Genomic DNA, 13,960 nt, shown 5'->3' with positions numbered 1-13,960 from the left:
TTGCGAATGATTCGGTAGTAGCCTAACATATTTGATTTTATATATACATCGCCTTTTTCCGACTCGAAATGATTGATTCGGCATATTGCGCTATATGTTTGTGTGTCTTTCTCTTTTCGGGTTTCGTTGCCTTGCAAATCAAGATAATACGTATTATTGTTTGCCGAAAGAACGATCTCCTGTCCGTTTTTGATGGTGAAAGCATAATCGGTATACTGTATCGGAATATTGTTTATTAGCTTCTGCTCTTTATATACCTCTATGCTATGTTCTTTTCCGATATAAAGATTGTCGCTTGAATCAACCGCATATCCTTTCAGATTCACAGTTACCCGACCTGATAATATCATCAGGAAACAGAAAAGAACAATCGGAGCAACAATACAGATGAATATGATAACAGGTTTCCAGCTTTTTAGCTTTATTTCATTCATATTACCACCGATTTACTAAATCAAATTATTTAATTCCGATCTGCTGAGCCCAAGCATCATAAAGAAAACCGGCGGAATAAAGGTAAGACCTACTGCAAAACCGGGGATCCTCCCAAATGCTCTCGCAAGGCGGTTGTTCAGCTTAAAAAGTATTACAAACTCCGATACAAGCGCACCTATTGCCGCGAATAAAATAAATATAAAGAACGAAGCTCTTATTATAGGCGTTTGGCTGAAAAGCTCGGAAAATCCAAGCACGGGAGCTATAAAACACAATGCGAAGTACACGGCAAAGATCGCAATATATGCCCAAAACAGCTTGATAGTCCAGAGCTTGCGGAACAAAACGCTTTCGCTGTAAAACGGGATAATTCCCTTCCAGCCGGGCAAGCCCATCTTTTTGAATACAAGCCAGCGTCCGACAGCGGTTGCAATCAGTTCCGCGCCTATGAATAAAGCGTAGATGATCACTATTACTGCCATTTTCATTTCTTCACGGTACATTCCAATAATCCTCCCACTTTTTGAAAACAGATTGTTTCGCGGCTATATCACACTCGCCGCAGCCGAACAGGAAACTGTGCTTCCAAGTATTCCGATCAATGCAAACTTCCATGAGCGTTAGTTATCCTTTGACGGAAGCACGAGCTTGTCAAACACACTTTGGTCTATCTCGCGATCGATTGCGATCATAATCGTATTGATTTCTTCAACCACATCGCCCGAGCCGTTCTTCTCAACTCTGTTAAGCATAACTCCGTTATCCTTGTTTATCTCGGCGGTGTAGGTGTGGCTGTGGGTGTTGTAATCGGAATATTTGCCCTTGATTATGAGCTCGTTTTTGCTGTTATCTACCGTTACCGAAACGTCCGTGCTCTCCTTGATTTTATAAAGGCAGAAGTACCACGGGTGATAGTGCTCCTCGGTGTTTATCAGCCCTATGCGGTTGTGGCGCGGAATGTACGCGTTATAAGATATTTCCTCAATCTCTGAGATATCCTGTTTCAGCATATGCGCAACATCGACATATTTCATAATATCGTCGGTCTCTGCGCCGCTGTTCAACCTCGCTTCATCCGAGACGGTATTGACTTGGTTCAATAAAGGCGTATGAAGCAAAGCGCGCGCTTTGTTCGCGACCGCTTCGCTTTTCAGAGCGGTGTAGTCAAAGGCGAGTTTTTCGCTCTGTTCATTTGAGAAAAATCCCTTCATATGATAATCGCCTTCGGCACAGACATATTGGGTCGGGGTTATTCGTTTCTTGTCCTCATCGACCTTGAAAACTATCTCCTTTGCCTTTTCGCTGCGGCGGTCGGCGAGATAACAGCACAGGTTAACCGTTCGGTTTTCGCGCTTAACATAGACCGCCTCGATGGTGGTAAAGTAGTCAAAGGAGTTGCACATCCTGTCCGTGATATAGAGGTCGTTTTCGTCCTTGTGCTGCAGGGTATCGTCGAAGGTGCGCGGCTTTCTGGCGTAAACATCAAAGTTCAAACCATATTTGGAAAGCATTTCGTAGTCGGTGGTGATGACCGGCTCAGTAACGTCGATTTTATCGCCGACAGGCACGTCAGGCGTGTTGTCGACAGCTGTTGTTTGTTCCGCAACAGTTTCCGTCTGCGGCGGATTTTCGGATTCCGTATTATTGCCGAACTGACAGCCTGCAAACAAAGCACAGCAGACCGCCGCGAGCAGTAAGATATATTTTTTCCTCATTTCATATCACCCTTTTTTAGAATAATCAGCTCAATGGATCCCACTGAAAAACATTGTTTACCTTCGCGTCCGTGTATGGGTCAAAATTATTATCCGAGTAGCTGTTATGAATGAGATCACCGCTGCCGGAATAACCGGTTCCACTTAAGCTATAGCTGTTCATCGCGGATTCCATGTCAAACTCCTGCGGCTCAAACCAACGGTTAGTTACGGTACCTTCGGAGTCGCCGGAGCTGTCCTCTCCGTAAGTATAGCTGTATGGTTCATCATAGATCTGACTGTCATTGGCTGCGAATTCATACACTTCCTCGATTTCCTCATTTTCAGTCGGTGCTTGCGTGAAAGCTTCCGTCGGAGGCTCGGTGATCATCTCTGTGGGTTCCTCTGTCGGAAAGGTATTCTCGCGGCTCTGCACCGGCAAGGTCGGCTCCTGAATCGGACTGAGCGATCGTGAGATCCGCGCTGTAACAGGGGTTGTCAATAAAAACACAACGACCGCCATTGTCGCAGTCACGGCAAAAATGACTTGATAAAACTTCGGTTTATTATATCTCAGAACACTTTCTATACGTTTTTTTACAGGGTGCTCACCGAAAGCGAACGGACACGCCGCCACGGCAAAGCACTTGGCGCTGCATTCAAGCAACACTTCCGAATATTCCTTACGCTCTTTCAGGGGCAATGACTTTACCGCTCTTTCATCACAGGCAAGCTCTGTATCGCGTGAAAACAGGAAATACGCAAGCCATACGAGCGGATTGAACCAATGCACACTGAGAATCAGAAAGGCAAGCGGCTTCCACAGCGTATCAAGCCGTTTGATATGCGCACTCTCATGCAGGAGCACATACCTTTTCTCGTTTTCATCGAGCGTTGAAGGGGTATATACCTTCGGGCGAAATATTCCCAACACAAACGGCGAGCCGATGCGGTCACACACAAACATTCCGTTTTCATCGGGGATATTTTCTCTGACCTTACATCGCAGACGAAGATAGCTGACAATCATATAGATAATCATCGCCGTGGCTCCTGATATCCACACGAAAAACAAAAGCTCGGTGGAAATGAGTGTTTTCGTAGGGAATGAGCTTGACTGCCGTATGATTCCGCCGTAAGCAATTAACCGCTCAGGCTCCGGTACGATGCTGAACACAGACGGCACGAAAAGAGGAACGTTCAAACGCAATCCCGCCAACGCCCACATAATCAGTCGTGATTGCTTCGGCACTCCCCTCAGCAAAAGCCGCAAAATCATCACACCGAGGATAACAAAGCCACCCGAGTAGCTGAGTCGAAGAAGAGTTGCGATAAAAATGTTCATCTCAGTCCTCCGACAAGCTATCGATCAGCCTTTTTAATTCTTCCGCTTCCTCCCTGCTCAATCTGCGCTCACTCGTAAACGCGGCTAAGAATTTTGGAAGTGAGCCGTTGAAGGCACGTTCAACATAGTTCTCACTCTGCATCGAGTAAAACCTTTCGCGCGGTATTTTTACGCTTACAAGCTTACCGTCCTTCTGAAAAATTCCGCGATTCGACAACCGTTTTAGCACTGTGTAGGTAGTGGTGCGTTTCCAGTTGAGCTCTTTTTCGCAAAGGGCGATCAGCTCGTTCGTCGTGAGCGGAGCGTTATCCCAAATGATGTCCGCAAACCTCGTTTCTACAGCCCCAAGTGTATAATTTTCCACTGCTTCATCTCCTTTGTCTACATCATTTCGACAATTATAGTCTACTACCTATCGACGAGCTTGTCAAGTGTTTCTTGGCAAAATTTATCATAAGACTCGGCGGAATTATTTGCGTATTCTTTGTTATAGCGCCGCCAAAAATGAGATGCGTCCAAAAACCGCCAACACCGCGCAAACAATTTGGTCGGGTACTTACCCTACTTTCCTCAACAAATCGCACACAGGGTAATACACGGCGAAACAGGGTGTTTTTTGCTCGCAGTACCGTTTTTTACTATAATCTCTTTTTTGGGTGAGCGAAAACATGACCTTCAAATGCCTCTCAAAACTGGCTGTTACTCACAAACTGCGACAAAGGCTCAACACCGCGCGAACAATCTGGACGGGTACACACCCGTCTTTGCTCAACAATTCGCACACGGGGCGACACGCGGTGAAACAGGGGAGAAAAATACATTTCACTCTGCAACAGGCGTCTTCAGTAACGAAAGAAATTGCTTTTCTTTGTTTGGCGTCGCAAATTTTGAACAGCCCTATCGCTCGGTTTTTACTATACACTACGTGTATAGTAAAAAGGGCGTCTGCTACAGGCAAATATGGATATGACTGCTACGCCTGACAAAACGGGTTGTTGCTCACAAACCGCAACTAACGCCCAACACCGCGCGAACAATCCGGTCGGGCACACACCCGTCTTGCCCCAACAAATCGCACACAGGGCGACACACGGCGAAACAGGGTGCTAACCTCGCTGTTCACAGAGAAAGGCCGTAGTATTCTTCCTCATCATCGTAGTCATCATCTTCATCATAATTATCATCATTCAGATATTCAGCATAGGCGTTGTCAAAGTCATAGTTTACTTCCGGCATAGTATCTTCTTCGGTCTCCTGTGCGCTTTCCTGATTACCGAGTGAAATCAGGTATTCGAGCATAGTCAGGATACCCTCTGCGGCTTGGCTATCGTAGACTTCATCACCAATACCGTTGCTGTCTGCTCCTTCTTTCTGACCGTGAGCCAACTTTTTCTCGCGAATTTTATCTTGCTCTTTGCTGTCGGTTAGGGGCATCATCTTGTTGAGCTCGTCTAATCTTTTGCCTGCGCTGCTGACGATTTGTTTTGCCAACATAGAGAAAAGAAATCCTATACGGGCAGTGTTCACATTAATCTGCGCGTTACAATTCATACTCAACGCTGTTCTGATAAGCATATTTTTCAGCGACCTTAACTCCGTATTCTTCTCAATAGGCACGTCAGGTTTATCTTTTGTATCGTAATAAAGGCTGAGCTTTTCGCGATTAGCCTCGTTCCATTTGGAATAGATTTCAGATAAATCACCGTCTTTGGCAAACTCATGCAGAGCAAAATTAACCAGCTTTTTTATCTTTCTCGGCAGGTAACCGTAGAGCTTCTTTCCCTTCTGCTGCCCTGCTTCTTCCTTGATTTTTCTTAGCAACAGTAAATAATAATCGGCGTTAGGAGTAGATTGCCGTGTTTGAAGCTGCTGTAACAGGTCAGCCAATTGCTCTTTCAACTCATTCCGATAGCCGGTTTCTATAGTCGCCAACTTGTATTGTTCATTGCGAAAAATATCCTGACCGAAGGCACAGCGCAGCTCTTTGATTCCCTTCCCGGAGAGAAATCCCTCTTGACCTTTCGAGAAAATAATCAAATGAATATGCGGATGGTATGTTGTATTATGGAATGCTCCGTACCACTCCAGATCCTCCACCTTGATTCGGTGGGCTTTGGCAATCTCATTCATGTTCCGGCGCACAAGGTTTTTCCACGCTTCGGCGTTATTAAAATGCAGACGTTCCGCGTCCTCGCGTCGCAGACTTACTACCTCCGTCCAGATTACACCGTCGTGATTGGCGACACGTTCCGCCACTGTATCGAGATCAATCGGCATATCAAATTGAGTAAACAATCCGTGCGAACCGAGCTTTTCAACGCCGGGGCGGTTGGAAATGTAGTTGACCAATCCTTTCAATTCATCCGCGCGATCAGCGTATCTTTCCGCTACAGCGTCGAGAAATTCACTGGCGTTCTCCCGTGTAGGCATAGCGTAGAAATCCTCATATTCAAGAAACTTTTTGCTCTGAGGGAAGTGCTTCACCACAGAAAGAATCAAATCATCCTGTTTTGAGGATGAGAGATTGTATTTCTTGGTGTCGGGAAGCTTTTCAACTCCTTCACGGGTAGCCATATACCTTATGAGGTCGGCTATATCTTTTGCGCTCTTTTGGAAGCGACACGAGCAATTATCTTAGCCATTTCCTTCTCCGTCAATGTAATCTATTGCCTTTTCCAAATCGAGAACGCCGTTATGCTCAGCGGCAAGCTGTTCAGACACAGCGTTCAAATAGTTCAGAGCGTGATCATTCAACTCAAAGTTACGGGCAGAAAGGATATTGCTTTTGCTTACTTCAACTGCCAACTTGAAGAGCATTTCACTCAGGTTTTCTTCAAAGCGTGACAGCACCAGCTTGATATTCTGACTGATGATTGGAGACAAATAGTTGACGTTCTCATTTTGAGCTCGGTAACCGAGATAGTTATCCACTGCCTCACGCACCAGAGAACTGCGCGTGTAGCCTTGCTCCTTTGCCATAATTTCATTCAGCTTTTCCAATTGTTCTTTAGTAAAACTGATAGTAACCTTCTTGTATTCTTCCATATGTTCCTCCAAAAAATGTTGTTCACACAAACGCCGCAAATACCGAGGACTCTTTCAGCAAACGCTGGATTTGTTCTCCTAAAACTGCACAACGGTCGGCTCTGCCGTCCGATGTCACTCGCGGGCCGTCCACCAAAGGACGGCTCGCTTTTACCTGCTTCAAATAATCACCGGCGTTTTGTGCGCTTCACAAGGTGATACTTGCAAAACAGGCTCCCCTCGTTGTTGTCGAGGGGATGTGTGTCATCACAGGTTGAAGCTGTCGGTCAATCCTACAAGCCTTGTTGTGTCACGCTTGACGTAGTAGATTTCTGTTATTTCCGAGGTCGTATGTCCGAGTAGCTCCGCCACTTGCTTTACTGATAATGATTTCACACTGCCGTCGGGCTGCTTCACGCCGTTGATTAACCGTGTAGCGAAGGTATGCCTGAAAGTGTGCTGTCCCTTATGTGGCAACCCTATCGCGTCGAGTATGCGGTAGAACCGATTTCGCATATTTCTCGGATTGGTGAAGTTGCCGTTCTCGTCCGGTATCAAGGGCTTGTCCTCGCCGAGGTACACTTCCTCGCGTAAGCGCTTTATCATCTCTATCGCTGTGTCATTAAGCGGTACGTCACGCTTGCTTGTTTTGCTTTTCAGCTTGCCGACTTTAATTTCGAGCTTGTCAACGTATTCAAGACCGTCTCTGACATGGACTTCCTTCACTCCGCGCTGAAGATGTATGACACGATTTTCGAGATCAATATCGCTGTTTATGATTCCGCACAACTCCCCTGCCCTCAGCCCCGTGTTGAGCATCAGGAAGTATGCCGCCGACTGCTGATAAACTGGCTTTCCGTTAGCGAATCGTTTGAAGGCTTCTTCCCTAATAAGCTCCAGCTCCTCGTCAGTGAACACTACCACCATATCGCACTGCGGTTTGCTCTCCTTGTTTTGCGCGGCAAGGTAGTTGTCCTTCTTCGTCATGTCGATCAACGCCATCGGATTATTCAGTATCGCGCCCTCCTGATATAGCTGCTTGAAGAACATCTTTAACAGTGAGTAAGCTTTCTTGCTCGTTGTGAAGGCGTATCCGGCGTTCATGTGCTTGGTAAGCAGTTTCTTGATGTCGGCAGGCGTGACGTCGCCGACAGGTTTGTTGCCGATGTAGGGATAAATCTGATGCTCGGCTGTGCACTCGTATCGGTCATATGTCGTTCGCTCCACTTCCGGGTATTTGTACACGCGAAGCCAGTTTTTCATGCTCTCTTTGAGAGGTTTCCGCGACTCATCCGAGTCAGCAACTTGTTCGTTGAAGTTCTTGACATAGTCCGTCATCTTTGCCTGCAGTGTCTTTTTCTTCTTCGATGAAAAGCTCTTGCGCTGCGTTACACCAAACTCATCCTTGTAACGCACCAGACCTATCCATCTGCCGTCGCTTTTCTGCCAGATGTTTCCGTTGTCTAATAATTCTCGTTTCATGGTATCACTCCTTCATTTTGGTAACCACAACAATACCACAAGCAGTGGTCAATATCCAGCGAATACCCAGACAAGATTTCTCTTGATTTTTTGTGTATTACCAACCGTATTTCACAAAAGATATAATCCAAATAAATATCCCTATAACTTGGCGTTTGTCAAGTTATAGGGATAATAATTCTATTCCTCTGTCCATATTTATTATAACGTATCTGAGGGAACGTGTCAAGAGCGTTTCCCAGCTGCTTTATTACCCAGCCGCATCGCAGCCGCCGAAAATAGACGTGCGGTTTTCGAATGCAAAAACGCGGTCGAGCATTGGTCACAGACCACGACAATGACGTGCGAGAATCAGGTACGTCACACGCGATTTTTGAAAAAGTAAAACGCGCATGACGTGCGTATCACACGCGGTAACACAAGTTCTTACCCAAATCGGCGTTTTTGTGTTGAAAAACGCTTGACAAAACCGCGTGTCTGTGGTATCATATTCCCTGCAAGTGAGCGAGGCTCACTACGCAGCATTTTTTATTTAGGGGTATAGCTCAGTTGGTAGAGCAGCGGTCTCCAAAACCGCGTGCCGTGAGTTCGAATCTTACTGCCCCTGCCAAACCAAAAGTCCGAGAAGCGGCTTAAACAAGCCACTTTTCGGACTTTTCTTTTTGTGTTTTCGCCACGGCGCGCGGTCTGAAAATGCCCTTTTGATGCTTTTAATGAGCATCAATTTGTGCGTCCGGCGGTAACAAATCCAACGTTTCCGTCTGGTATAGCATCAAAAGAGCATCATTTTTTCGCGTGGAAATCGGCAACAGAAATCGAAATTCTTCTGAAAAATCCATATTAAGCAACAATTATTTCAGTGTTTTTAATTTCGTTTTATCTTTGATTAGGCGTCGCAATTTTTGAACATCTCAAATATAGTGCCATCATATGCAAATCTTAAGCAAAATAATCCTCCTAAATCAAAGCGAATCACTCTTCAATCCTTGTAGATACTGTTCAATTTGTTCTTCAGTTGCTTCCTGTGGAATAATATTGAGAAAACCGTCTCTATTGAAGATTTTATAAAAACCATACTTCTGCTTACTTTTCTCTTTTACAAATTCAAGAATATTATCTCCTAAAGCTATATAATTATCTAATCGCAATCCTTTGCATATTTTCATGAGTTCTTCGGATGGGTGAGGAAGTATCGTTTGAATGTACTCATTCTCATACAAATTATCAAGAAAGCAATCATTCTTCGCATCAAGAGAAGCGAGAATTAAAGCGTCAAGATTGCTCCGTTTCAGCGTATCATATAATCCATACTCATCATTAAAGAAATATGAATAGAATTCCTCAAACGACGTTGAAGTAGTGATAAAAATGGTACCGAAAACATATAGTTTTTCACTGCTATTTCTTTTACCTATACATTTCTTATTGATTCTTTTAATATTCTGCGAAATTTGGTTATAGTGTGTACTTTCAGTCAAAACAAGACTTTCTGTCTGGCTCCTAAGAAATTCACTCTCTTTTAAAGACGGAAAAAATGGTTTTATCAGACTTTGTCCATCCTTAATAACAAGGCAGTTTTCGCGTTCAAAAGGGTCACATGATAACGACTTAACCTCAAAAGCAATCTTACAAGGCGGATCTGCTATTGAAAACGTAAACTCGAATTTCGATTTGTTTTCTAACAATATGTGGTTTTCATCAAAAATATCCTGTAGTTTTATCTGGTTTGTTTTTATCACACTTACCAGCAAATAATAGAACCAAATCAACTCCGAAATACCTTCTCTGTACTTCTTAAATGAATAAACGCCTTTCTCCTTTCCGTTACATTTCTTTACAAAATCAGCTGTCATATCCTTGCTTTTAGTAAAGTATAAGATAAAAACCAGCATAGTTACAGGCATTGATTCAGGTGTATTAGGAAAATCCAGGAATGGATGTCCGTCTGGATAGTCAGCATCATTTATCATATTTCGAACTTCTGCTTCTAATCTTTTATATTCGATTTCATTAAACGGTCTATTCATTTCAATAATATTCACTCTCCGTTACATTTACATCAAAGGATTTAATATCTTCCCAATCATCCGTTCAACGCATTCGCTGTTATCAAGCGTATAGACATTATGGCTTTCGAGTTGTGGTAAAGTCATTCCCCACCGTTCTCTTAACTGCGGATACTTCGTCGTGGACATAATGAAAGAATTGAGTATGATATTTTTACTGCCACTGTTCGTCGGCGCCATACGTGATTCTATATCTTTGATTGTGCGATAGAATTCTACCTTTGGATCGTCAGGGTTAAAATGCAGTAATCCTTTGGGATCGATAAAAGTGATATATTGCGTATCATCCGTATCAATCCAGAGAATATAATCGGGATAAAAATTTCCTGCTTCAAAGAAACCCATTCCCCGTTTACTTTTATTTCGCAGAAGATAAAGTCCCTTGCCGTAGAGAATACCGGGTTTGCTTTGCACATAAAGATACAAATAATCTACGAGTTGTTTTTCGCCCTCATTCAAGCTGACCGGTGAAATCTGGATTTTCAGTGAGCTTTTTTCCAAGCTAATCAGCGGTGCATACAAATGATTTCTGAAATCGAAGAAACGCAGTTTGTTATGAACGCCTGATTTTTCATATTCATCCAGACCTTGATTTGAATTCATCAATGCAGTCAATCGGTTTATGAAGTTTTCAAGCTCCTCGCCGGTTTTATCCATTGAATTTTCGGGGATGTATTGAAAGCTGTAATCATCAAAAAAGTTATCGTCATCCTCTTCCAATTCACGGTATTCCAAAAACGGCGCTTCCCATTTGCTTTTTTCAAATCTGAAAAACTTGTCTATATACGATTTCAGCACCATTACAGCGTAGTCTTCGGCAGCAAACAGCTTTTGAACGGAATCTATTTCAAGATGCGTCTGGGGTATTTTCAGCGCATACCAACCGTCAGCGGAGAGAATATCTGCCAGTCTGTCTTTTTCGATACAGATATTATAATAGCCCTTCTCATTCTTGTATTCAACCAAAGCTTCAAAAATGTGCTGATAATCCATGTACCGAATGGCTTCCTTAGGCAACGAGTGCTCTTCGGATTCGGAAATAATATGAAAGCTATCCTGTGACTCGATCGTTTGGATTTTGCTGCGGCAATCTATAACCGTTTTGCTCTTGAGCAGGTAACGCGTAAATTCCTCATCGGGAGCATCTAAAATCAAGCGTCTTGCTTGCTTCTTGAAGCTGATTCCTTTTTTGACGCGAATCACCTTTAGCTTTTTGCTCGACTCATCATAGCGTTTGATAACAGGTAAATTGACCACAACCGGCTTGCTTTCGGTGGGCGCGCCTTCCTCTTCCAAATAGCTTTTGAATTCCTCCATATACTGCGCTTTGATGCCAAATATCGTGAGCGTTTCCAGTTTTTGAATGTATTGTGGAATCGTAACATTGGAATAATCAAGCTGATTGGTGCGTTTCAGGCAGCCCAAATATCCCTTTAGACGAACGCCGCGTCCGAACAGCTGGATCGCCTGAGATCCCTTACCTTTAGCAAAATTTATCAAGCCCATGGTGGAAACGCGCCAGCTGTTCCAGCCCTCTGTAAATTTTCGCGAGCCAATCAAAATATTGATATTAGAATTTCGTTTGTTGATCGCTTCAAAGAGCGAATCTGATTTAAATTCATTGGTGTGCGTAACGATATCATCATGGCTTTCCTTCAAGCTCTTTATCAGCTTGGCAGGTTCACCGACGTTGATCACACCGAAATACTCGCCATACTCTCCGACTTTCAAACCAATCTCTCCGCTGACCTGACTTAACAAATCCAAATGCAGACGCGGAGAATCAGAGGAAGATTCGCAGTTAAAGATACATTTCAGCAAATCGGAATACAACAATTCACCGTCCGGCTGATTTAATACGACGCGCAGCGGTTCAAAATCACGATAAAACAAATCATGCGCATCATTTCCCACGACAAGAACGGTCTGATCGTTCATCACGGCATTCAAATCAGCTATTGTTTCCCGCTTATTCTTAATCAGATTATCAAGGAAGCAAATAACCTCTTCCACATCGGTCAGATCTTCGTTCTTGGTGGAATTATTCACACGATTGCCGACAAAAATCAGCAGCGGCTTTTCAATAGAAAACGGCTTATATTCATCATTCTTTACTTCAAACAGCTTTAGCTGCTGATAGAATGACATCAGACAACCTGTCAGATAAACACGCTTGTGGCTTTCTTCAAACGCCTCACGTAGGTTGTAGATACGGTAATCCTTTCCGTAGCCGTCGGAATAAAAGTATTTGTAGGAGTAATCCATAATGATGGATTTGCCGTATTCCTCCATCAAATCCCTGTCAGATTTTTTCGAGGATTCGGGCTTGAGCGCCTGCTTAAAGGTTGCCGAGTATTCAAAGGCAAAGCCCTCGGCAGAGAGCTTGGAGCGGTATTCGTACCAGATATTGCCCGACAAGCCGCGGTGACCTTCGTCTACCAAAACAAGGTTGTTCTGCTCAAAGCTGTCAACAGCAACGGTCTTTACCTTGCTGTCTTCCTTGAGCTTGTTGATTTCAATGACAACGACATCCTCGCGCTGGTTACCAAAACCGGTATCCTTCTCAAACAGAGCCGCTGAAAAAGAGGATTCCAGCAAATCGCCCAAATGCTGTTTGCTCATACCCTCATTCGGCGTCAGCACGATGATCTTGTTCAGGGACAATCTGCTGTTCATGCGTTTGGCTAGCTTGAAATAATGGATATATTGCAGGATGTTGACGTGCATGATCAGTGTTTTGCCGCTGCCGGTGGCAGACATGAACGCGACCTTGTTGAGTTTTTCGGGCGTGAACGGTTCAAAACATACTCTGCCTAAGCTCTCTGTTTCAAGCTGTGTTCTGAAATCGTTCAAGCTGTCGCAAAAAGCGTTGACATCCTTGAAATAGCTGTCAAGATACATTTCTGTAAATAACAGAGAAATGTACTGAAAATACTTCCATTTGACGCCGCCGCGTTTGGCGCCGATGATATCGGTATGGCGGCAGATGTTTTCATCATACCGACGCAGCTTGTCCTCATTGATCGCCACGCCCTTGATTTGGGTCAACAGTATGATTTCTTCTATAAAATAAGTATAGCCGTTTTGGTTTCTGCCTTCATATTCATGGGAATTCAACCGCTTGCCCAGATCCGCCAAACGATCAATCCCGATAACGCGGAGAAAGTATTTGAAGAGTATCAGATATTCTTCAAACCGCAATGGTTCTTGTTTTGTTTTTCTTGCCATTATTATCACTCTGTTTCTTCAAACATACGACGTTTGAATTCGGTTTCCGTCATGACGACCTTCCAAATTTCCTTGTCTGTGCGCAGGTTTTCAAGGTTATTATCGCCGTTGACAAAAATCACGTCGTACTCCCTGTCCTGCGGATTGATGCGGTGCTTGAGGAAATAGGCGTCAAGCGCCGCGTTGGATTCCACCGTATCGGGGGTAACGATACGCCAGATCACAAGGGCGCGGTCGCCGTTTGGCAGGGTTCCCTCGATCTGCATAAAGGCGAATTTGCCGCTGCGGTCGGGAACCAGCTTAACCGCGCCGTCGTATTCGCCGTCAACGTCTTTGACCGTCTTAAAATATGTGACACTGCTTTGACGGATGACTGATAAACCGATCAGATAGTTGAAGGTCTCGCAGAGGTCAACGTTACGCAGCCTGCTCTCGTTCTTCTCGGTTATTTTCATTTTATAGTCAAAGGGATTGCTGAACGCGGCAACATTCAGCAGGCTGCCCTCGGTTTCAAGATCGAGCATATAGCGGATCAGATAATCGTCCCCGAACAGGGATAGCAAGCCGGTTTCTTCGCTGTTGAATTCAATATTGGACAAAGCGTCCTCGTAGCTTTCCAAGCGCATGTATTTGATGATTTGTGGAATGCCTGTGTCACGGGTCAAAGGTTTTCCATCTAACCAGTT

General features: G+C 44.3%; 11 protein-coding genes and 1 tRNA gene. 1 reads left to right on the top strand and 11 read right to left on the bottom strand.

Annotated features, from left to right (window positions below; genetic code table 11):
* The 8 genes from KQI64_RS05845 to KQI64_RS05810 all read right to left on the bottom strand — a co-directional run.
* The coding region (locus KQI64_RS05845) for a hypothetical protein (RefSeq protein WP_216523785.1) at positions 1–434 on the bottom strand (434 nt) is incomplete at its 3' end.
* Between the two features lie 15 nt (positions 435–449).
* Positions 450–938, bottom strand: coding sequence for a DUF5684 domain-containing protein (locus KQI64_RS05840; RefSeq protein ID WP_216523784.1), 489 nt, complete (start codon positions 936–938; stop codon positions 450–452).
* A 117-nt stretch (positions 939–1,055) separates the two neighbouring features.
* Positions 1,056–2,150, bottom strand: a complete 1,095-nt coding sequence (locus tag KQI64_RS05835) for a hypothetical protein (RefSeq protein ID WP_216523783.1) — start codon at positions 2,148–2,150, stop codon at positions 1,056–1,058.
* A gap of 25 nt (positions 2,151–2,175) precedes the next feature.
* A complete protein-coding gene (locus tag KQI64_RS05830; RefSeq protein WP_216523782.1) occupies positions 2,176–3,474 on the bottom strand; it encodes a M56 family metallopeptidase in 1,299 nt (432 codons plus the stop codon).
* A gap of 1 nt (position 3,475) precedes the next feature.
* Positions 3,476–3,838, bottom strand: a complete 363-nt coding sequence (locus KQI64_RS05825) for a BlaI/MecI/CopY family transcriptional regulator (RefSeq protein ID WP_216523781.1) — start codon at positions 3,836–3,838, stop codon at positions 3,476–3,478.
* A gap of 755 nt (positions 3,839–4,593) precedes the next feature.
* Positions 4,594–6,069: a MobP3 family relaxase gene (mobP3, locus tag KQI64_RS05820; protein WP_330623027.1), complete on the bottom strand. Its 1,476-nt coding sequence runs from the start codon at positions 6,067–6,069 to the stop codon at positions 4,594–4,596.
* 39 nt (positions 6,070–6,108) lie between these two features.
* Entirely contained in the window at positions 6,109–6,519 is a 411-nt protein-coding gene (locus KQI64_RS05815; protein ID WP_216523779.1) for a ribbon-helix-helix domain-containing protein, read from the bottom strand.
* 246 nt (positions 6,520–6,765) lie between these two features.
* Entirely contained in the window at positions 6,766–7,980 is a 1,215-nt protein-coding gene (locus KQI64_RS05810; protein WP_216523778.1) for a tyrosine-type recombinase/integrase, read from the bottom strand.
* A gap of 534 nt (positions 7,981–8,514) precedes the next feature.
* On the opposite strand from KQI64_RS05810, the gene KQI64_RS05805 reads away from it, so the two are divergent.
* A tRNA-Trp gene (locus KQI64_RS05805) sits at positions 8,515–8,590 on the top strand.
* Between the two features lie 352 nt (positions 8,591–8,942).
* Here the strand turns inward: KQI64_RS05805 and KQI64_RS05800 are convergent.
* From KQI64_RS05800 to KQI64_RS05790, 3 genes are all read right to left on the bottom strand, one after another.
* A complete protein-coding gene (locus tag KQI64_RS05800) occupies positions 8,943–10,022 on the bottom strand; it encodes a hypothetical protein (RefSeq protein ID WP_216523777.1) in 1,080 nt (359 codons plus the stop codon).
* A gap of 12 nt (positions 10,023–10,034) precedes the next feature.
* Positions 10,035–13,274: a DEAD/DEAH box helicase family protein gene (locus KQI64_RS05795; protein WP_216523776.1), complete on the bottom strand. Its 3,240-nt coding sequence runs from the start codon at positions 13,272–13,274 to the stop codon at positions 10,035–10,037.
* A 5-nt stretch (positions 13,275–13,279) separates the two neighbouring features.
* On the bottom strand, positions 13,280–13,960 hold a 681-nt coding region (locus KQI64_RS05790), incomplete at its 5' end, for a hypothetical protein (protein ID WP_330623026.1).

Source organism: Lachnoclostridium sp. MSJ-17 (assembly GCF_018918205.1).
Lineage (GTDB): Bacteria > Bacillota > Clostridia > Oscillospirales > Acutalibacteraceae > Ruminococcoides.
This window is presented reverse-complemented; position numbering and strand designations above follow the sequence as displayed.